17 protein-coding genes are annotated in these 21,209 nt (G+C 60.9%); 6 read left to right on the top strand and 11 right to left on the bottom strand.

Annotation, left to right across the window (positions count from 1 at the left end):
- The 3 genes from J2W17_RS28975 to J2W17_RS28965 all read left to right on the top strand — a co-directional run.
- The coding region (locus J2W17_RS28975) for a hypothetical protein (protein ID WP_307343035.1) at positions 1-211 on the top strand (211 nt) is incomplete at its 5' end.
- 90 nt (positions 212-301) lie between these two features.
- Entirely contained in the window at positions 302-2,098 is a 1,797-nt protein-coding gene (locus tag J2W17_RS28970; RefSeq protein ID WP_307343032.1) for an acyl-CoA dehydrogenase C-terminal domain-containing protein, read from the top strand.
- A 346-nt stretch (positions 2,099-2,444) separates the two neighbouring features.
- The gene (locus tag J2W17_RS28965) at positions 2,445-4,223 is read left to right on the top strand and encodes an acyl-CoA dehydrogenase C-terminal domain-containing protein (RefSeq protein WP_307343029.1); all 1,779 of its coding nucleotides are present in this window, start codon (positions 2,445-2,447) and stop codon (positions 4,221-4,223) included.
- Between the two features lie 227 nt (positions 4,224-4,450).
- On the opposite strand, the gene J2W17_RS28960 is transcribed toward J2W17_RS28965, so the two are convergent.
- Positions 4,451-5,380 (bottom strand): LysR family transcriptional regulator, encoded by a 930-nt coding sequence (locus tag J2W17_RS28960; RefSeq protein ID WP_307343026.1) that lies wholly within the window; start codon positions 5,378-5,380, stop codon positions 4,451-4,453.
- 169 nt (positions 5,381-5,549) lie between these two features.
- Here J2W17_RS28960 and J2W17_RS28955 point away from each other — a divergent pair, with 169 nt between their 5' ends.
- Both J2W17_RS28955 and J2W17_RS28950 read left to right on the top strand, forming a co-directional pair.
- Positions 5,550-6,833: an aspartate aminotransferase family protein gene (locus tag J2W17_RS28955; protein WP_307343023.1), complete on the top strand. Its 1,284-nt coding sequence runs from the start codon at positions 5,550-5,552 to the stop codon at positions 6,831-6,833.
- A gap of 203 nt (positions 6,834-7,036) precedes the next feature.
- Complete coding sequence (locus J2W17_RS28950) at positions 7,037-7,195, top strand: YqaE/Pmp3 family membrane protein (RefSeq protein ID WP_007904205.1); 159 nt, start codon at positions 7,037-7,039, stop codon at positions 7,193-7,195.
- Between the two features lie 167 nt (positions 7,196-7,362).
- Here the strand turns inward: J2W17_RS28950 and J2W17_RS28945 are convergent, their stop codons facing one another.
- From J2W17_RS28945 to J2W17_RS28900, 10 genes are all read right to left on the bottom strand, one after another.
- Positions 7,363-9,186: a S9 family peptidase gene (locus J2W17_RS28945; RefSeq protein ID WP_307343019.1), complete on the bottom strand. Its 1,824-nt coding sequence runs from the start codon at positions 9,184-9,186 to the stop codon at positions 7,363-7,365.
- Positions 9,152-10,294, bottom strand: a complete 1,143-nt coding sequence (pqqE, locus tag J2W17_RS28940) for a pyrroloquinoline quinone biosynthesis protein PqqE (protein ID WP_307343044.1) — start codon at positions 10,292-10,294, stop codon at positions 9,152-9,154. The genes J2W17_RS28945 and pqqE overlap by 35 nt, the downstream gene beginning before the upstream one ends.
- Before the next feature lie 4 nt (positions 10,295-10,298).
- Entirely contained in the window at positions 10,299-10,574 is a 276-nt protein-coding gene (pqqD, locus tag J2W17_RS28935) for a pyrroloquinoline quinone biosynthesis peptide chaperone PqqD (RefSeq protein ID WP_154852305.1), read from the bottom strand.
- Positions 10,571-11,323 carry a pyrroloquinoline-quinone synthase PqqC gene (gene pqqC / locus J2W17_RS28930; protein ID WP_307343016.1) on the bottom strand — a complete coding sequence of 251 codons (753 nt, stop codon included), beginning with the start codon at positions 11,321-11,323 and terminating at the stop codon, positions 10,571-10,573. The genes pqqD and pqqC overlap by 4 nt, the downstream gene beginning before the upstream one ends.
- A gap of 147 nt (positions 11,324-11,470) precedes the next feature.
- The gene (gene pqqB / locus J2W17_RS28925; protein WP_307343013.1) at positions 11,471-12,382 is read right to left on the bottom strand and encodes a pyrroloquinoline quinone biosynthesis protein PqqB; all 912 of its coding nucleotides are present in this window, start codon (positions 12,380-12,382) and stop codon (positions 11,471-11,473) included.
- Positions 12,383-12,469: 87 nt separating this feature from the next.
- The gene (gene pqqA / locus J2W17_RS28920) at positions 12,470-12,544 is read right to left on the bottom strand and encodes a pyrroloquinoline quinone precursor peptide PqqA (RefSeq protein WP_009045898.1); all 75 of its coding nucleotides are present in this window, start codon (positions 12,542-12,544) and stop codon (positions 12,470-12,472) included.
- Positions 12,545-12,700: 156 nt separating this feature from the next.
- Complete coding sequence (gene pqqF / locus J2W17_RS28915; protein ID WP_307343010.1) at positions 12,701-15,130, bottom strand: pyrroloquinoline quinone biosynthesis protein PqqF; 2,430 nt, start codon at positions 15,128-15,130, stop codon at positions 12,701-12,703.
- 106 nt (positions 15,131-15,236) lie between these two features.
- Complete coding sequence (locus tag J2W17_RS28910; protein WP_307343007.1) at positions 15,237-16,031, bottom strand: carbon-nitrogen hydrolase family protein; 795 nt, start codon at positions 16,029-16,031, stop codon at positions 15,237-15,239.
- A gap of 12 nt (positions 16,032-16,043) precedes the next feature.
- On the bottom strand, positions 16,044-17,726 hold the full coding sequence (locus J2W17_RS28905) for a flavin monoamine oxidase family protein (protein ID WP_307343004.1): 1,683 nt from the start codon (positions 17,724-17,726) through the stop codon (positions 16,044-16,046).
- A gap of 230 nt (positions 17,727-17,956) precedes the next feature.
- Positions 17,957-18,418, bottom strand: a complete 462-nt coding sequence (locus J2W17_RS28900) for an Lrp/AsnC family transcriptional regulator (protein WP_046029956.1) — start codon at positions 18,416-18,418, stop codon at positions 17,957-17,959.
- A 175-nt stretch (positions 18,419-18,593) separates the two neighbouring features.
- Between J2W17_RS28900 and J2W17_RS28895 the strand changes: the two genes are divergently transcribed.
- Positions 18,594-20,951, top strand: coding sequence for a glucose/quinate/shikimate family membrane-bound PQQ-dependent dehydrogenase (locus J2W17_RS28895; protein ID WP_307343001.1), 2,358 nt, complete (start codon positions 18,594-18,596; stop codon positions 20,949-20,951).
- Positions 20,952-21,209: the final 258 nt, after the last annotated feature.

Below are 21,209 nucleotides of genomic sequence, written 5' to 3'. Positions count from 1 at the left end.
TCATAACCTCAATCTCTCGAACCGCCCGGTGCGGACCCGCATGCCGGGTGGTGTGGCAGGGGTACGGTCTATGAAGACCGTCCCCTATGCCGATTGCCCCTGTAGGAGCCGGCTTGCCGGCGAACCAGACGGCGCGGTGAATCAGATGCGCCGCTTCAGTCGCAAAATCTGGCTCACACTCCAGAGCACGAAAAACGCCGCTGCCGGTTGAGTGATGATCGCGCATTCAGCGTCTGGACTGTGATTGTAGGGCCTGGCGGGCAGCAGTAGTTTTGAGCCATCTGCTGCCGGAGAAACAACCATGCCTGAGTACAAAGCTCCCCTGCGCGACATGCGCTTTCTGATCGATCATGTCTTCGACTTTCACCGCCACTACGCCGCGCTGGGCGCCGCCGATGCCAGCCCGGACATGGTCAATGCGATCCTCGAAGAGGGCGCAAGATTCTGTGAGAACGTGCTCGCACCGCTGAACCGCAGCGGTGACGAAGAAGGCTGCCATTTCGACAACGGCGTGGTGACGACGCCTGCAGGGTTCAAGCAGGCATTCGCACACTACGTTGAAGGCGGGTGGCATGGCCTGGCGGCGGATCCGGCGTACGGCGGCCAGGGATTGCCCAGCTCCCTGGGCCTGGTCATCAGTGAAATGGTCGGCTCCAGCAATACGTCCTGGGGCATGTACCCCGGCTTGACCCATGGCGCGATGTCGGCGATCCATGCCCATGGTACGCAAGCGCAAAAGCAGATTTACCTGAGCAAACTCACCGCCGGCCAATGGACCGGCACCATGTGCCTGACCGAAGCCCATTGCGGCACTGACCTGGGCATCATCAAGACCCGCGCGGTGCCTGCAGCCGACGGCAGTTACGCGATCACCGGCAGCAAGATTTTCATCTCCGCCGGCGAGCACGACATGAGCGATAACATCATTCACCTGGTGCTGGCGAAGCTGCCGGATGCACCCGCGGGGACCAAGGGCATATCGCTGTTCATCGTGCCCAAGTTTTTGCCCGATGCCCAAGGCGAGGCGGGCGAGCGCAACGGAGTGTCCTGCGGTTCGATCGAACACAAAATGGGCATCAAGGCCTCGGCCACCTGCGTGCTGAACTTCGACGGGGCCAAGGGCTTCTTGATCGGTGAGCCGAACAAGGGGCTCAACTGCATGTTCACCATGATGAACCATGCGCGCCTTGGCACCGGGATGCAGGGGTTGTGCCTGGGAGAGGCCAGTTTCCAGGGGGCCATCCAATACGCCAATGATCGCCTGCAGATGCGCTCGCTGACCGGCCCGAAAGCCCCGGAGAAAGTCGCCGACCCGATCATTGTTCATCCCGATGTGCGCCGGATGTTGCTGACCATGAAAGCCTTCAACGAAGGCAACCGGGCACTGACCTACTTCACCGCGCAATGGCTGGATATCGCGCATCTGAGCCCGGACGCTGGCGCACGGCAAGAGGCGGAAGACCTGTTGGCGTTCCTGACGCCGATCTGCAAAGCCTTCATGACCGACACTGGCCTGGAGGTGACCAACCACGGCATGCAGGTATTCGGTGGCCATGGTTTCATTCGTGAATGGGGTATGGAGCAGTTGGTCCGCGATTGCCGGATCGCGCCGATATACGAGGGCACCAACGGTATTCAGGCGCTGGACTTGCTCGGACGAAAGGTGCTCGGTAGTCAGGGCAAGCTGCTGCGCGGATTCACCAGAATCGTCCACACATTCTGCGCCGCCAACGCCGGCCATCCGCAACTCGCCAACTATGTGGCGCAGCTGAGCGAGCTGAATCAACAGTGGGGCGAGTTGACCGCCAAAGTCGGCATGGCCGCGATGAAAAACCCGGATGAGGTTGGTGCTGCATCGGTGGATTATCTGATGTATAGCGGTTACATCATCCTTGGCTATCTGTGGCTGCGTATGGCGCTGGTGGCTCAGGCGCAGCTCGACGACGGCTGTGGCGATGCCGATTACTGTCGCGGCAAACTGGCGACCAGTGAGTTTTACTTCAAACGACTGTTGCCACGCACTGCCGCTCATCGGGCCGCCATCGAGGCAGGTAGCGATTGCCTGATGCAGCTGCCGGCGGAGTTGTTTGCGCTTTAAATGCAGGAGCGAGCCTGCTCGGAATGAAGTCAAGAACGCCACGGTTATGTAGGAGCGAGCCTGCTCGCGATGGATTCAAGGGCGTCGCGGTTATGTAGGAGCGAGCCTGCTCGCGATGGGTTCAAGGGCGTCGCGGTTATCCAGTAAGCACGCGTAATCGTTAACGACCATCGCGAGCAAGCTTGCTCCTACAACGGGTTGTTTCATCCCATGGATATCTAGTGACCAAATATGACTTGATAGTCACAGAATGACGCTATGTGTCGCAAAAGTTGTTGGGGTACACTCAAATCCAACGAAAGCAACATCCCTACGACTCACCTGTTTAGATCTTGCGAGGTTTGCCATGGCTGACTACAAAGCGCCCCTGCGCGATATGCGCTTCGTCCTCAATGAAGTATTCGAGGTCGCCAGACTCTGGGCCCAGCTGCCCGCGCTGGCCGAAACCGTGGATGCCGAAACCGTCGAAGCCATTCTCGAAGAGGCCGGCAAGGTCACCAGCAAAAGCATCGCACCGCTGAGCCGTGCGGCAGACGAAGAGGGCTGCCGCTGGGCGGACGGTGCCGTCACCACCCCGGCCGGTTTCCCCCAGGCTTATCAGACTTACGCGCAAGGCGGTTGGGTCGGTGTCGGTGGCGATCCCGCCTACGGCGGCATGGGCATGCCCAAGGCGGTCTCGGCCCAGGTCGAGGAAATGGTCAACTCCGCCAGCCTGTCGTTCGGTCTGTACCCGATGCTGACGGCGGGCGCTTGCCTGTCGATCAACGCCCACGCCAGTGATGAACTGAAAGCCGCCTACCTGCCGAACATGTACGCCGGGGTCTGGGCCGGTTCCATGTGCCTGACAGAGCCACATGCCGGGACCGACCTGGGGATTATCCGCACCAAGGCCGAGCCTCAGGCCGACGGTTCCTACAAGGTCAGCGGCACCAAGATCTTCATCACCGGCGGTGAACACGACCTGACCGAGAACATCATCCACCTGGTACTGGCCAAGCTGCCGGACGCACCGGCGGGGCCGAAAGGCATTTCGCTGTTCCTGGTGCCCAAGTTCATGGTCAATACCGATGGCAGCCTCGGCGCGCGCAACCCGGCCAACTGCGGTTCGATCGAACACAAGATGGGCATCCAGGGGTCTTCGACCTGCGTGATGAACTTCGACGAAGCCGTGGGTTACCTGGTCGGCGAGCCAAACAAGGGCCTGGCGGCGATGTTCACCATGATGAACTACGAACGCCTGGGTGTCGGTATCCAGGGCCTGGCCAGCGGCGAGCGCTCCTACCAGAACGCCGTGGAATACGCCCGCGATCGCCTGCAAAGCCGTGCGCCAACCGGCGCGCAGAACCAGGACAAGGTCGCCGACCCGATCATCGTCCACCCGGACGTGCGGCGCATGCTGCTGACCATGAAAGCCTCGAACGAAGGCGGCCGGGCCTTTTCGACCTATGTGGCGATGCAACTGGACACTGCCAAGTTCAGCGAAGACGCCACCACCCGCAAGCGCGCGGAAGATCTGGTCGCACTGCTGACCCCGGTGGCCAAGGCGTTCCTCACCGATCTCGGCCTGGAAACAACGGTCCACGGCCAACAGGTGTTCGGCGGCCACGGCTACATCCGCGAATGGGGCCAGGAGCAACTGGTGCGTGACGTGCGCATCACCCAGATCTACGAAGGTACCAATGGCATTCAGGCACTGGACCTCGTGGGCCGCAAGATCGTCGGCACGGGCGGGGCGTTCTATAACCTGTTCGCCGACGAAATCCGCCATTTCACCGCGACCGCCGATGCCAGCCTCGCCGAGTTCACCCAGCCACTGAACGCCGCCGTGACCACCCTCGACGAGTTAACCGCATGGTTGCTCGACCGGGCGAAAAATAACCCGAACGAAATCGGCGCCGCATCGGTCGAGTACCTGCAAACCTTCGGTTATGTGGCTTATGCCTACATGTGGGCACTGATGGCCAAGGCAGCCTTGGGCAAAGAAGCGCAGGACGATTTCTACGCCAGCAAACTGGGCACCGCACGCTTCTATTTCGCCCGCCTGCTGCCGCGTATTCACTCGTTGAGCGCGTCGATAAAGGCCGGTAGCGAATCGCTGTTCCTGCTGGATGCGGCTCAGTTCTGATTATGTAACGCGATGTAAGCATTCTCTTACAATGCGTGATGCTGTTTTCCCATAGTAGAAGATTGGATCCACAGCTAATCTACTGCTTATGGACGTCGCGCAGGAAGCGCAAAGCAACAACACGGACACGTAGGATTCTGCCAGGACGGCGGATTGAAATGGATGTCAGGGAAACAGTCTGCAAAGCCCCGCTTCGGCGGGGTTTTCTTTGGTCTGCAGAAAAGTATTCAGCTCAGCCCGTCGAGGGTGGTCGAGTTGTTCAAGCGACTATCCGGCCCGTTCATCACCTCCTCCAGCAAAGTCCTTAACAACGCCAGTGAGGCTTGTTGACGCTGCACATCCCGACAGACCAATCCGACTTGCAGCGGCACCCGCGGCTCGGTCAGCGGTTTCCATAGCAGTTCATCATTCCCCAATGCCTTCTGTGAGCGTCCGGGCAGGACCGTCGCCAGCCGAGTGTGGGGCAGGCTGTCGAGAATCCCCGCCATGTTGTTCAATTCGGCCTGCACCTGCGGGCGTCGTCCCAGACTGGCCAGTTGTGTCTGCCAGATCTGGCGTACCTGAAACTCTTCACCCAGTAGCAACATCGGTAACCCGGCGGCCTGACCCATGGACACCTTCTTGAATTCACGCAACGGATGGTCCGCCGGGATGACCAGGGTCAGTTCGTCTTCGTAGAGCAGCACACCGTGCAGACCTGGCTGACGGGGCGGCAAATAGCTGATTCCGATATCCAGCGAACCGTTGAGCAGCCGTCGCTCGATTTCCAGCCCCGTCAGTTCATAGATCTGTACCACCAGATGCGGCTGCGCCTTGCGCACACGTTCGAGCATCTGAGGCACCAGGCTGGTGTGAACGGTCTGCAACACGCCAATGGCCAGGGTCCGCAGTGCCTGTCCCTTGAAATTACCCAAGGCTTCGCGCGCCCGTTGCAGGCCATCGAGCAACGGCAGCGCGTGGTTGTACAACGTGTGGGCGGCGAGAGTTGGCAGCAGACGTTTGCTGCTGCGTTCGAACAGGCTCACATCAAGGTTCTGTTCGAGGTGGCGAATCTGCTGGGACAGCGCCGGCTGAGAGATTGAGAGCCGCTCGGCGGCCCGGCCCACGTGGCCCTCCTCGTAGACCGCGACGAAATAACGCAGTTGCTTGAAATCCATAAGTGATGCTTATCGAAAATGCTGTGAAATCGAAATGGTTCAACGCCTTGTCTGAGCCTAGTCTAACCGCATTCACAAGGCTTACAGGGCCATAGAGCGCGATGAATACCGTTTATATCGATGGTGTTTACATAGGTAAGGCAAAAAACCTCACGCGAGGTTTGAGCAGATGAATTTGTTCAACCTGCGGCGCAATCCACCGAGTCTCGATGACCTGGCCATTGCCGACCACCTACCGTCCAAGGGCGACAACCTTTCCAGCGAGTGCCTGATGCCCAGTGTCGATCGGCCGAAACAGATTTTTGTGCGCGGCCAGGGCTCCTGGTTGTGGGACAGCGATGAACGCGCGTACCTGGATTTCACGCAGGGTGGTGGGGCCAATAGCCTCGGACATAGCCCCTCGGCACTGGTCAATGCTCTCGCGGCGCAAGCCCGGTCGTTGATCAACCCCGGTTTCGGCCTGCATAACCGCGGCATGGTCAACCTCGCCCAGCGATTGTGCGCCAGCACCGGCAGTGATCAGGCGTACCTGCTTAACAGTGGCAGCGAAGCCTGCGAAGCGGCGATCAAGCTGGCACGCAAGTGGGGGCAGCGGTATCGCGGTGGTGCCTCGCGAATCATCGTTGCCAATAACGGCTGCCACGGGCGTGGTCTCGCGACGATATCGGCGTCGGACAGTTCCAGCCTGATCAATCGATTCGAGCCGCAACTGCCAGGCTTCAGTCACGTTCCGTTCAATGATCTTGCGGCACTGCATGCGGCCGTGGATGCCCGGACGGTGGCAATCATGCTCGAGCCGATCCAGAGCGAAGCCGGGGTGATTCCGGCTACCGGGCATTACCTCAAGGGGGTCGAGCGGCTGTGCCGTGAACTGGGCATCCTGCTGATCCTTGACGAGGTGCAAACCGGTGTCGGTCGCTGCGGCACGTTGCTTGCCGAACAGTCCTACGGCGTGCGCGCCGATATCGTCGTGCTCGGCAAAGGCCTGGGCGGGGGCGTGCCATTGGCGGCGTTGCTGGCGCGGGGCAAGGCCTGCTGTTTCGATGTCGGCGAGCTGATGGGGACCCACCATGGCAATGCATTGATGACAGCTGCCGGACTTGCCGTACTCGACAGCGTGCAGGACAAAACTTTTCTCGAGCATGTCAGGGAAACCGGCCAGCACCTGCGCGACGGCCTGACCCGATTGGCCCATCGCTACGGGCACGGCGACTTGCGCGGGCAGGGGCTGCTTTGGGGGCTGACGTTATCTGACGATTCGGCGGATGCCGTAGTCAAAGCGGCGCGGTACGAAGGCCTGCTGCTCAACGCCCCGCGACCGGATTGCCTGCGCTTTACCCCGGCCCTCACCGTCAGCAGGGCCAACATCGACGAAATGCTCCTGCGCCTGGCACGTGCCTTCTCCCGTGTGCGTACTGCACAGCTGCAGTGTCGCAAAGGGATTGCCGTCTGAGCAGCCCGTCCGGCATGAATTCCCGAACCGTCTCGCGGTATAACGCATCGTCCCATGCCTGATTTTTTCGGCATGGGGCGTTTTTTTTCGACAGCCTGTCGTCAAGGCTCGATGCCTGACTTTGACGATACTGAACCCTGACGAACGGTATGGGTCGATAAGATGTAGGCTCACACGAGCCAACCTTAACCAGGAGCTGCCCCATGGACTTTATTCGAATCATCATCGCCATTCTGTTGCCGCCACTGGGTGTGTTCCTGCAGGTCGGTTTTGCTGGCGCGTTCTGGCTGAATATTCTGCTGACGTTGTGCGGTTATATTCCCGGGATCGTGCATGCGGTGTACATCATCGCCAAGCGCTGATATTTGCGGCGTCTGGTAGATCGCTTTCGCGAGCAAGTCGAATCGTCGCACCGCCGCTCCCACATTGGATCTCGGTCGTACACAAATACTGTGTTCGCTGAAGATCCAATGTGGGAGCGGGCTTGCTCGCGAAGGAGGCGCCACCATTTCGGCACTGGGCACGGATGTCAGTCCGCCAGCGCCATCACCCGCCGATAAAACAACCACTCCTGCTCCAGCGCATGGGCCTGATTACCAGCCTTGCGGAAGCCATGGCGTTCGTCCGCGTAATAATGCGCTTCAACCAGAATGCCGTTTTTCTGCAGCGCCTCGACCATGTCGCGGGTCTGTTGCGGCACCACCACGGCATCCAGTTCACCCTGGAAGAAAATCACCGGGACACTGATGTTGCCCGCGTGCAGCAGCGGCGTTCGCGCGGCATAACGTTCGGCGTCCGCGACCGGATCACCGATCAACCAATCCAGGTAGTCACCTTCGAACTTGTGGGTCGCATGGCCGAGAGCGACAGGGTCGCTGACGCCATACAGGCTGGCACCGGCGCGGAAGACCTTGTGGAAGGCCAGGGCGCAAAGGGTGGTGTAGCCGCCGGCACTGCCACCGCGAATAAACGCCTTGTCACCGTCGATCAGCCCGCGTTCTGCGAGCCAGGTGACGACCGCACAAGCGTCTTCGACATCGACATCGCCCCAGCTCAAATGCAGCGCCTGGCGATAAGCCCGGCCGTAGCCGCTGCTGCCGCGGTAATTGAGGTCGGCCACGGCGAAGCCGCGTTGTGCCCAGTACTGGATACGGGGGTCGAGCATCGGGTAGCAGGCCGAGGTCGGGCCGCCGTGGATGAACACCACTAGTGGCGGTTTCGCATTCCCGCTCATCGCCGGGTAGAAGAAGCCATGGGCTTGGCCTGAACCGCTCGGATAACTCAGGGTTTGCGGCAGGCTGATCTGCTCGGCAGGCAAAGGCGCGACACCGCCGGCCAGCACTTTGACCTGGCGGGTGTTGCGGTCGATGGCAATCACCGCCGCAGGGCTGACCGGCGAGGCGGCGATGCAGTATATGAACTGCCCGTCGAGGGCGAGATGGCGGAAGCGGCTGTAGTTGCCGGTGAAATCCTCACCGTGGTCACCGACAAGTCCCAGGCGGCCGAAGCCGCCTTCGGTCCAGCTTGCCAGGTAGTGGCCTTCTTCCAATGGCAACCAGGTGCATCCGCCCAGTTGCCAGGGTGCAGGCCCATGGTCGGCCGTGGCGCTGGGCAGAGGGCTCAAGCCAGCGCCCGACTCCATCCAGGGCTGCCAATAGCCGCCGCGATCCGTCAGACAAAACAGCCGGCCGCTGGCATCGAACCGAGGCTGTTGCAGCGACTCCTGAACGCCATCGCCGGCCACGCAACGCGGCTGTGCATAACCGCCATCGCCCTGGCGATCGGCAACCATCAGGCGGGTCGCGGTCCATGGCTGGTCCGGGCGGCTCCATTCGATCCAGGCCAGGCGTCGAGCATCCGGGCTCAGGGTCGGTGAGGCGTAAAAATCCGCACCTTCGGCCAGCAAGTGTCGCGCTCCGTCCAGTAGGTCTATGGCCACCAGACGATGCCGGTCACGGTTCTCTTCAATCGCCAGAACCCGCCCGTCGGCGAACTGCAGATCGCCGTAGCGGCACTCGTTTGAAGTCAGCGCCTCAGGTTCGCCCGTGAGCGACTGTCGATACATCTGCTGGTCGGCCTCGTTGACGAAAACGACGCCGTCATCGGTCAGGCAAAACGCTCCACCGCCGTATTCGTACACTCGACTGCGCACACTGAAGCCCGGCGGCGTCAGGCAACGGGCCTGATCGTCGTGCCACTGCCAGATGCGGCAGGCGGCATCTTCGGGGCGGTACTCGATCCAGAACAGGCCGTGCCGACCGAGCTGCAATTCGGCAAAGTCGACACCGGCGGCGACAGCTCGGGCGGCGCTGAAAGGTTCAGCTTTTAGCGATGAGGCGTGAATTTCGTTCATTGCGAAAGGCCAGTTGTTCGATGGTCTGGGTCGCGTGCTCGGCTTCTTCGCGGGCCTTGAGGATCACGCCGTGATGGTGCGACTTGCTGCACACCGGATCGGCGTTGCTTGCGTCGCCGGTGAGCATGAACGCCTGGCAACGGCAGCCGCCGAAGTCTTTTTCTTTCTCGTCGCAGGAGCGGCACGGCTCGGGCATCCAGTCGTAACCGCGAAAGCGGTTGAAGCCGAACGAGTCGTACCAGATGTGCTGCATGCTGTGGTCGCGCACGTTGGGAAACTGCACCGGCAGCTGTCGGGCTCCGTGGCACGGCAGGGCGGTTCCGTCCGGCGTGACGGTCAGGAAAATACTGCCCCAGCCGTTCATGCAGGCTTTCGGGCGTTCTTCATAATAGTCCGGGGTGACGAATATCAGCTTGCACGGATGCCCTTCGGCCTCCAGCCTGGCGCGGTATTCGTTGGTGATACGTTCGGCGCGGACCAATTGTTCCCTGGTCGGTAACAAACCGACCCGATTGAGCTGTGCCCAGCCGTAAAACTGGCAGGTGGCGAGTTCGACGAAGTCGGCTTCAAGGGCGATGCACAGCTCGATGATGCGGTCGATCTTGTCGATGTTGTGCCGGTGGGTGACGAAGTTCAACACCATCGGATAGCCGTGGGCTTTCACCGCGCGGGCCATTTCCAGTTTTTGCGCGAAGGCTTTTTTCGAACCGGCCAGCAGGTTGTTCACTTGCTCGTCGCTGGCCTGGAAGCTGATCTGGATATGGTCCAGGCCGGCCTGCTTGAAGTCGCTGATTTTCTGCTCGGTGAGGCCGATGCCGGAGGTGATCAGATTGGTGTAGAAGCCCAGCTTGCGCGCCTCGGCGATGAGCTCGGCGAGGTCCTGGCGCACCAGCGGTTCACCTCCGGAAAAGCCCAACTGCGCCGCGCCCATTTCCCGTGCTTCGCGGAACACCTTGACCCACTGCTCGGTGCTCAGTTCCTTGCCTTGCTCGGCAAAATCCAGCGGGTTGGAGCAGTAAGGGCATTGCAGCGGGCAGCGATACGTCAGCTCGGCCAGCAGCCACAGCGGCAGGCCGGTTTGCGGTTTGGGCGGTAACGTGTCTGACATGGAATCAGGCAAGTTCGATCCAGTGCTGAGCACGGGCGACCTCCATGAATTGCTCGATGTCGTCACCGAGCTCGGGCACGCCGGGGAACTGCGCGTCCAATTCGGCAATGATCGCCGCGACATCGCGCTGGCCATCGATCAGGCCGCCGATCAACGCGGCACTTTCATTGAGTTTGATCATGCCTTCCGGATAGAGCAACACATGGCCTTTCTGCGCCGGTTCGTACTGAAAGCGGTAGCCCGTACGCCAGGTCGGGGTCTTGCTGCGGTCGAAACTCATAAGGTGATTCCTTTATGCCAGACCCGTTGCCCGGTCACGCTGTGATACGGCGGTCGGTTCAGTTCGTAGGCCATGCTCATGGCATCGAGCATGCTCCAAAGAATGTCCAGTTTGAACTGGAGAATTTCCAGCATGCGCTCCTGGCCTTGTCGAGTGGTGTAATGCTGCAGGGTGATCGCCAGACCATGTTCGACATCCCGGCGCGCCTGACCCAGTCGGGTGCGGAAATATTCGTAGCCGGCCGGGTCGATCCATGGGTAATGCTGCGGCCAGCTGTCGAGACGCGACTGGTGGATCTGCGGCGCGAACAGTTCGGTCAGCGAGCTGCTGGCAGCTTCCTGCCAACTGGCCCGGCGGGCGAAGTTGACGTAGGCGTCCACGGCGAAACGCACGCCGGGCAGCACCAGCTCCTGGGAGCGCAATTGATCCGGGTCGAGGCCGACGGCCTGGCCCAGACGCAGCCAGGCCTCGATACCGCCGTCTTCGCCGGGGGCACCGTCATGGTCGAGCAAGCGCTGAATCCACTCGCGACGGATCTCGCGGTCCGGACAGTTGGCGAGGATCGCGGCGTCCTTGAGCGGGATATTCACCTGATAGTAGAAGCGGTTGGCGACCCAGCCCTGGATCTGCTCACGGGTCGCCCGGCCTTCATACATTGCCACGTGATAGGGGTGGTAGATGTGGTAGTAGGCGCCTTTGGCGCGAAGCGCCGCTTCGAATTCGGCGGGGGACATTGGGGTGTCAGTCATTGTGGGTCTCCGGGTAGGACCGGTTGATTCTCAGTGTCGGGTCTGGCCTCATCGCGAGCAAGCTCGCTCCCACAATAGATCGGGTGGCACGCAAATCCCTGTGGGAGCGAGCCTGCTCGCGATAGACCGCGCAGCGGTCTCGATTTCTTACAACACAATACTCATGCCGTCGTAGGCCACTTCAACCTTGCGCCGAGCGAGCTCCGCACGCTCCGGCGAGTCCTCATCGAGAATCGGGTTGGTGTTGTTGATGTGAATAAGCACCTTGCGCTGCTTGGGCAGTTGCTCCAGCACTTCCAGCATGCCGCCGGGACCGCTCTGTGCCAGGTGGCCCATTTCCCGGCCGGTGCGAGTGCCCACGCCCCGACGCTGCATTTCGTCGTCGTCCCACATCGTACCGTCCACCAGCAGGCAATCGCTGCCGGCCATGATTTCCAGCAGCGGTGCATCGACCTTGCCCAGGCCCGGGGCATAGAACAGCTTGCCACCGGTGTTCAGGTCTTCGACGATCAGGCCGATGTTGTCGCCCGGGTGCGGGTCGAAGCGGTGCGGCGAATACGGCGGCGCCGCGCTGCGCAGGGGCAGCGGGGTGAAGCGCAGGCTCGGGCAGGCCAGGATGGTAAAGCTGCGGTCGAGTTCGATGCGGTTCCAGCTCAGTCCGCCGTTCCAGTGGGTCAGCATGGTGAACAATGGAAAGCCGGTAGTCAGGTCTTCGTGGACCATGTCGGTGCACCAGACCTGATGCGGGCAACCCTCGCGCAGGCTGAGCAGGCCGGTGGTGTGGTCGATCTGGCTGTCCATCAGGATGATCGCGCTGATCCCGGTATCGCGCAGGGCGCGGCCCGGTTGCATGGGAGCGAAGCTCTGGAGCTGGGCGCGGATGTCTGGCGAGGCATTGCACAGCACCCAGTTCACGCCGTCATCGGAAATCGCGATGGACGATTGGGTTCGCGCCGTGGCCCGCAGGCTGCCATTACGAAAACCTGCGCAGTTCGCGCAATTACAGTTCCACTGTGGAAAACCGCCGCCAGCGGCAGAACCCAGGATCTGGACAAACATGGCTGCTCCATCATTTCAACGCTGAAAATAAAAACGCCTCGGCGAACCGAGGCGTTGCACATCACGCTCCACCAAAAATGGCAGAACTTAGCGGCTTGCGAAGTACATGGTGACTTCAAAGCCGATACGCAGGTCGGTGTAAGCAGGTTTGGACCAGGACATAAGAGTGCTCCTTTCAGGTAGATGGGACAGTTGATACCTATACATATAGTCCACCTCCAGCGGAGATGTTCAGATAGTTAGGCGGCTATGTTACTCAAAATTTCAGAATGATTGGCCACGAATCTTTGAGAAACCTCATTGCAGTACCGGTAATGATCAGTCTGCCGCTTGCCAAGGCGCGTTCGGCACCGCGCTGGTAGCCAGGCAGCGCCAGCCACCATCGGCCTTGTTCAACCGCCGAGCGGCGTCGAGCAGAGCTGAGCGGTCAATCCTTGCGATCGCCTCGGTTAGCAGGATCAGAAAATCCGACGAGTGGCCGGCCAGTTTGCTTTGCCACAACAATTCGGCGGCCTCAGCGACGGGTAACGCCGTGCTGATAAACTGATCGGCCAATGCCTGGCGTTGAGCGACGAAGGCCAAGTCATCGATGCCATCGATCATTTCCGGCAATTCGTTCAGGAACTGTTCGACGTGACCCAGCAGGTTCACAGGCGCAACGCTGGGTGATTGCACGCCAAATAGCAGCCCGGTCTGCCCATGAACCTGGCGCAGGCCGCTGAATACGGCGTATCCCAGTTGCAGCTCTACCCGCAGGCGCTGGTAGAAGGGTGTCTGGCACAGATGAGCGATCAGGCGCCAGGCGGCTTCGTCGGCGATGGTCCGGGTGGCGGTGGGGCAGAAGAGCAATAGCGCATGTTCGCTGGAACCGGTGTCGATGCAGTGCCAGAGGTGCTGTGAGCGGATCGATGACAGTGGCGTCAGTTGATTGTCCGGGCGGCCCGGTACTCGGCTCAAGGCCAGGCCCATCGCCGTTTGAGTGCGGGCGGACAGGCCAGTCGCCAGGCCATCCCAGCGCGCATTCGCCCAAAGCTGCTGCCAGTCGTCCGATACAGTGGTGTGCTCAAGGCAGTGCTCAGGCAGAGCCTTGAGCAGCTGCCGAATCGGCATTAGCGGAGTGCTAGTCGCGGTCACTTGTGAGGCCGCGATATCAGCCTTCGTCAGTTCTTTCAGCACATGCTCGAGGACTACCGGCATCGGCTCTTGCAGGCCGGTCATTTTCAGCAGCCATTCGTTGCCCGAAGTGCTGAGGGAAAATTCGACACCCGCCTGACGAGCGTCATCGCGCAAGGGTTGCAGGCGGTTCTCCAGTGCGGATTGAAGGTTGCTGTGTGGCGCCGAGTCCAGCCGCCAGCGCAGGTATACGGCGCCTTCCGCCGTGTTATCCGGCAATGCCTGGCTGAAGTGCATCGGCGAGTGTTCCCGGCGACTGCGCGTGCGATCCTGGGCAAAGGTTCGCAGACCGCGGTGTTTGCTGGTCTGGCCACGGATCAGCCCGGCACTTGGCGCTTGAGGTTCGGTGGCTAAAAACGGATTGGCTGACGGCAATTGCCATTGGCCGATGAAGTTATCCACAGCGCCGGACTGCAGGAGGATCTCCTTCAGGGCGACAACTGCGAGGTCGGATAAACCGGTCTCAAGCCCCTCGCTGTCCAGTCGCGCCAGTGGCAGGGCAGCGCTGGATTGCTGCTGACGTCGCAACAGCGCGGCGTATTCTTCGCGCAATGTGCTCCAGTCTTGCCCAGAGGCAAAAAAGCCCAGCCAGTCCAGCAGCTGCTCGCGAATCCCGGCGGGGGCTGCGGCAGGCAAGGTGAATTCGATGTGCAGCAACGCTTGCCCGGCGAACCGGTACAGCGGCGTGGCCTTCAGGCTGTCGGCCATCCCGCTGGCGCGCAATGTCGCGAGTAGCCCCCCGGGTTTTGCCGCGTTTAACCCATGGCACAGAAATGCCAAGGCTTCGGCCGATGAAGCGGGGAGCGCTTCGAAGGCAAACAACAGGTCCAGCCGACCCTCGCCAGCCTGTTGATAACTGTTGGTTGGCGATTCCATCAGCGGCACTGGGGGTTGTTGCGGGACTTTTTCGCCTGGCGAGAGGACCGCGCCAAAGCTTTGCGCCATCGACTTCAACTCATCGATACTCTGCGGCCCCACCAGGCTCAGCGTCATCTGCCCGGTGTGATAAAACCGTTGATGGAAATCCTTCAGTGCCTGCTGGAACTCAGGCTGCGGCAGCGGCAGGCTGTAGCGATTGCCTGCATGAAACGCGCGCAACGGGTGAGCGGCTGAAACACCATCAAACAGCGAAAATTGCCGCTGGGCTGTCGGGTCCCGAGACCAGGCGACAAATTCTGCGTGCAGCACTTCCCGTTCCCGCCGCTGATCGTCCGGATTCATACGCGGATGGGCGAGCATGTCTGACAGACGCTGCAGCCCACCACTCAACGCCTGAGGGGGTAATTCAAAAAAGAAGTCGGTTGTGCGCTCACAGGTTTGCGCGTTCACCTGCCCGCCATGACCTTGTACAAAGGCCATCAGGCCTTGGCCGGCAGGAAAGCGCTCGGTGCCGAGGAACAACAGGTGTTCAAGAAAGTGCGCCAAACCAGGCCAGGCCAGCGGCACGTCATGGCTGCCCGCGGCGACGCGCAACGCCGCAGCGCAGCGCTTCAAATCGGGCGCATGACGCAACGTCACCCGCAGGCCGTTGGCCAGGGTTTCAGTGTGAAGGCGGGGGTGATTCAGCGCAGGCATGAGCACTTCCAGATCAGAGAAGCGCTAATGCTAGCGGATCAGGAGGCGTTCTCAATGGGTTTCCACACCGCAATGGGGAAACTCATCGAGAACGCCACCAAGTGGATCAGCGCTTGTGCAGGTCGCCATAGAGCTCGGGGCGGCGATCGATCAGGTAGCGATTGGCGGCGCGGGAATCGACCATCAACTGGCGATCCAGCTCACCGACGATCAGTGCTTCATCGAGGCCGGCCTGGGCAATGCGGCTGCCATCCGGCGCGGCGATACTGCTCTGGCCACAGTAGTGGATGTCGCCTTCCTGTCCGCAATAGTTGGCATAGGCCACATAACACTGGTTTTCAAAGGCCCGTGCACGGACGGTGACGTCGGCAATGAAGTCGTAGGGCGTCATGTTGGCCGTAGGCACCAGAATCAGCTCGGCACCGGCCAGGGCCAGGCGCCGGGCATTTTCCGGAAATTCCAGGTCGTAACAGATCAAGAAGCCGAGCTTCCAGCCGTTGAGCTCGACCAGTGGACATTCATCCTTGCCTGCGCTGAACATCGAGCGATCGAGATCGCCGAACAGATGCGTCTTGCGGTAGTTGCACAGGCGTTCGCCATGGGCGTCGATCAATTGCACGGCGTTGTAGATCTGTCCGTCTTCAGTGCGCTCGGGATAGCCATACAAGATGGCAATCCCCGCGGTCTTGGCGATGCGCGCGATCTGCTGCGCCGACTCACCGTTGTAGACCTCCGCCAGCACGTTGACCGCATCGAGGCCGATGTTGTAGCCCGTCAGGAACATCTCCGGCAGCACCAGCAAGTCGGCGCCCTTGGCCTCCAGCGCCAGTTGATGCAGGCGTTGCAAATTGCCCGCAACCTCCAGGGGCATGGATGGACATTGGTAAAGGGCTACGCGCATTTCGGATTCCTCTTACTCGGGCAGGGCGATCGGACCGATCTCGTTGAACACATCTCCTGGACCCGGGTTCTCGGCGTGAGTTTCACCGCCAAAGTGTTTCATGATGCCCCACACCGCATTGAGCGAGGTTTGCACCGCGCCTTCGACCCAGGCCGGCGTCCACGAAACGTCGTCGCCGGCGATGAAAATACCGCGCTGCTCGGCCGGCATGTCAGCCTGCATGAAATGCGCATACATCCGCTGGTTGTAGCGGTAGTGGCCGGGCAGGGCGCCTTTGAAAGCACCGAGGAAATGCGGGTCGGCTTCCCAGGACACAGTGATAGGGTCGCCGATGATCCGTGCGGCAATGTCGACTTTCGGGTAGATCTTCTTCAAGGCATCCAGCGCCAGTTTTACCCGCTTTTCCACCGGGTGCGGAAGCATTTTCAGCGCGTCGCTCATCCAGGAATACGACAGGCAAATCACCCCCGGCTTGTCGTCGCCGTTATCGAACAGATAGGTGCCACGGGTCAGGCGATCGGTGAGGGTCATGCTCATCAGGTCGCGGCCGGTTTCCGGGTCCTTGTCCTTCCAGAACGGCCGGTCGACCATCACGAAGGTTTTCGACGATTGCATGTAGCGGGTGCGGTCCAGGGCCATCCACATCTTTTGCGAGAACAGGGTTTCGTCGCACTCGATCTGGGTGGTCAACAGCCAGCTCTGACAGGTGGTCAGCACCGCCGCGTATTCGCGGGTGTCGCCGTAGTTGTCGGTAACCGCAAAACGGCCGTCCGCCGCGTGGGCGATTTTCTTCACGCCGGACCGCGGAGCGCCCCTGTGCAACGAACTGAGGCTGGTGCCTTCGGGCCAGTGCACGCAGCGCTCCGGCACATGGCGCCAGATGCCCAGCGGCACTTGTTCCACACCGCCGACCACCAGGTGCTGGTGATCGTCGCAGTTGGTCATCACCACGCGGAAGATTTCCAGCATCGAGTTGGGAAAGTCCGAATCCCAGCCGCCGGTGCCGAAACCGACCTGGCCGAATACTTCACGGTGATGAAACGACAGTTTGGCGAACGCTTCGGAGGTCGCGACAAAGTCATAGAAGGTGCGGTCGTCCCAGAGTGGAACCAGGGTGTTCCACAGTTCCTTGAGGCGTGGCACGTCGCGGTCGCGGATCGCCTGCTGGATCTCGGAGAACTGCGAACCGGCTTCGAGGGCATCGGCCCAGGCGTCGGCCACTTCCTGGAACAGTGCAGGCAGATCGGCCAGTTTCTGGGCGTAATGGGTCTTGCCTTCCAGATCGATCACGGTACTGCCCGAAGCAGGTGTCAGCGGATTCGGGAAGGGCTTGGTCTGCAGGCCAAGTTTATCTACGTAGTGATAAAACGCGGTGGACGACACCGGGAAACGCATGCCACCGAGTTCGGCGATGATGCCTTCGGCGCCGTTGAAGGCCTGGGAGCGCAGGCGGCCGCCCATTTTAGAGGCTTCGTAAACGACGGGCTTGAGGCCCAGCTTCATCAATTCGTAAGCCGCCACCAGACCGGCGATACCGGCGCCGACAATCGCCACTTCGGCACCGTGATTGTGCGCAGGAATGCTGCCCAGGCCGGCCGGGTGTTCGATCCAGTCGTCGAAGGCGAAGGGAAAGTCCGGACCGAAAACAGTGACTGGTTTTTTACCTTCTGCAGGATGGCGATTGTTGTTGTTCATGGCTGACCTTGCTGGCGACCCGACGCGGAACGCGCATCTGAGTATAGGAAAAGATGGTAGCCATTCTAGAGAGCATAGAACACGTTAATAAGACGCAGAGTGTCGTCGTTTTGCAGGTTGTTTGCGCATTATGACGATTGCAAGATACAAACTGACAATCCGCGGTCATTGTGGGAGGGGGGTGCCCGCGATGAGGCCCGATCAGACACCGAAGTCCCACAGGCAGAAACTCAAACCGGCTGCCCCCGATCAATCTTGCTGCTCAAGATGATCGAAGTCGTCGTCTTCTCCACCCCATCCACACTGCCAATCTGATCCAGCAACTGATCCAGCTGCTCCGGCGAGTCGGTGCGCAACCACGCCACATAATCAAATTCGCCACTCACCGCACACAGCTGCTGTACCTGAGCCATGGCACTGAGGCGACGCAACACTTCCTTGCCCGATCGCGGCTGCACCGTGATCCCGACATACGCCTGCAATCCGCCATCCACCACGCGCTGCCCCAGACGCACACCGTAACCGGTGATCACTTTGGCCTTCTCCAATCGTGCCAGCCGCGAGGTGACGGTGGTGCGGGCGATGCCCAGTTGCCGGGCGAGCATGGCCACGCTTTCGCGGGCATTGATCTGCAGGGCCGCGATCAGTTGGCGGTCGATTTCATCAAGGACGGGTGGACGGATGTCAGGCAAGGTCGGGCTCCAGCGGCACACAGCAATGGGCAAGCATGTTACAGGCACATCTCGTCACCCGGATGTTTGATCTAGGCTCAGTACCGTTCATGCCATTTTTGCCTGCGACAATTTGCCATAAGTAACTAGTTCGTACATTATTCCGCGCTTGTCACAAACGGGGAAAATTTTCGACATGAATAATTCTGGGGCTGCCGGCGGCAGCAAATGGCTGCTGTTGGGGCTGGGTGTCCTGATTGCATTGATCGGGCTCGGATTAGCCGGTGGCGGTGGCTATCTGATTTCGCTCGGCGGCAGCGCGTACTTCCTGCTGATGGGCCTGGCGATGCTGGTGTCCGGGCTGATGATCGCCCGGCGTAAACCCCAGGGTGCATGGCTGTATGGCCTGGCGCTGATCCTGACGGCGATCTGGGCCGTATGGGACGCCGGGTTCGAATACTGGCCGCTGGTGTCGCGGGTGCTGACCTTCGCCGTGATCGGCCTGGTTGTCGCATTGATCTACCCGACCCTGGTGCGTGCCTCCGGCGCGGCTGCGGGCCGTGGTGCCTACGGTCTGGCCGGCATTCTGGGCGTGGGCGTCGTTGCGACGCTGGCCTACATGTTCGTGCCGAGCCATGTGGTCAAGGCCAGCAGTGAGCCCGCAGTGACGCCTGTTGCTGCGGGCACTGAACAGAAAGACTGGGCGCATTGGGGCAACACCACCGCTGGCAACCGTTTCGCCGCGCTGGACCAGATCAACAAAGGCAACATCGACAAACTGCAGGTGGCCTGGACCTTCCGCACCGGCGACATTCCGCAAAGCACCGGCGCCGGCGCCGAAGACCAGAACACGCCGCTGCAAATCGGCGATACGGTCTACACCTGCACTGCCTACGGCAAAGTCTTTGCCCTGGACGCCGACACCGGCGCCCAGCGCTGGAAGTTCGATCCGCAAGGTACTGCGCCCAACTGGCAGCGCTGCCGTGGTCTGGGTTACTCCGATGCGAGTGCCACGCCTGCAGCCGAGCAGCCATCTGCCTGTACGAAGCGTCTGTTCCTGCCGACCGGCGATGCCCGTCTGATCGCGCTCAATGCCGAAACCGGCCAACCGTGTGAAGAGTTTGGCAACAAAGGCACGGTCGATCTGACCACCGACATGGGCGAAGTGAAGCCTGGTTATTACCAGCAGACTTCAACCCCGCTGGTAGCCGGGGACGTGGTGATCATCGGCGGCCGCGTGGCCGACAACTACTCCACCGGCGAACCGCCAGGAGTGGTCCGTGCCTACGACGTGCGCAGCGGTGAGCTGGTATGGGCCTGGGATCCGGGCAATCCGAACACCACCAAACGACCGCCAGCCGGCGAAACCTATACCCGTGGCACACCGAACGTCTGGTCGGCCATGTCCTACGATGCCAAGCTGGGTCTGGTCTACCTCCCAACCGGCAACGCCACGCCGGACTTCTTCGCCGGCCAACGCACGGAATTTGACGACAAGTGGAGCTCGTCCATCGTCGCCATCGACGTGAAGACTGGCCAGGTGCGCTGGCATTTCCAGACCACTCACCACGACCTGTGGGACTTCGACCTGCCGGCCCAGCCTCTGCTGTACGACGTGCCGGACGACAAGGGCGGCACCCAGCCAGCCCTGGCGCAAGTCACCAAGCAGGGCGAGATCTTCCTGCTCAACCGCGAAACCGGCGTGCCGATCGCCCGCGTCGAAGAGCGCCCGGTCCCGCAGGGCAACGTGCCTGGCGAACGCTACTCGCCGACCCAGCCGTTCTCGGTGGACATGCCGTCCATCGGCAACCAGACACTCACCGAATCCGACATGTGGGGCGCCACACCGTTTGACCAGCTGATGTGCCGTATCCAGTTCAAAGGCATGCGCCACGAAGGCGTCTACACCCCGCCGGGCATGGACCGTGCCTTGCAATTCCCGGGTTCCCTGGGTGGCATGAACTGGGGGAGCGTCTCGGTGGATCCGAACACGAACTACATGTTCGTCAACGACATGCGCCTGGGCCTGGCCAACTACATGATCCCCCGCGACAAGATCGCCGCCGGGGCCAGCGGTATCGAAATGGGCGTGGTGCCCCAGGAAGGCACACCGTTCGGCGCCATGCGCGAACGCTTCCTGTCGGCGGCCGGCATTCCGTGCCAGAAACCACCGTTCGGCACCATGTCCGCCATCGACCTCAAGACCCACAAGCTGATGTGGCAAGTGCCGGTTGGTACCGTGCAAGACACCGGCCCATTGGGCATCCGCATGCACCTGCCGATCCCGATCGGCATGCCGACCCTGGGTGCCTCTTTGGCCACCCAGTCGGGTCTGTTGTTCTTCGCGGGTACCCAGGATTTCTACCTGCGTGCTTTCGATACCGGCAACGGTAATGAAATCTGGAAGTCGCGTTTGCCGGTGGGGAGTCAGTCCGGGCCGATGACCTATGTTTCGCCGAAAACGGGCAAGCAGTACATCCTGCTGACTGTTGGCGGTGCGCGGCAGTCGCCGGATCGTGGGGATTATGTGATTGCGTATGCGTTGCCTAAGTAAAGGCTGAAGAGAAGGTACGAAAAAGCCGCGCAATTGCGCGGCTTTTTGTTAGGCGTTATCACACCCTGAAAGACCCGCGCAATTTGTGCTTGTTGCATAAGCATCCATAGGCATGGCGGGTATGTTGCCGGTGAGATTAAGTAGAACAGCATTGTTTTGCAACTGGGTGAAAGTATCGGCAAGTTACTTTCAGCGCTACGCGAACACCTTGTGGGCAGATTTGCTTCCCATGGTGACGGCCCAGCTCTATGCCCTCAA

Origin of the sequence: Pseudomonas lini (assembly GCF_030812475.1) — a bacterium.
Classification (GTDB): Bacteria; Pseudomonadota; Gammaproteobacteria; order Pseudomonadales; family Pseudomonadaceae; genus Aquipseudomonas; species Aquipseudomonas lini_A.
The sequence above is the reverse complement of the archived record's forward strand: the minus strand, read 5'-3'. Positions and strand labels throughout refer to the sequence as shown.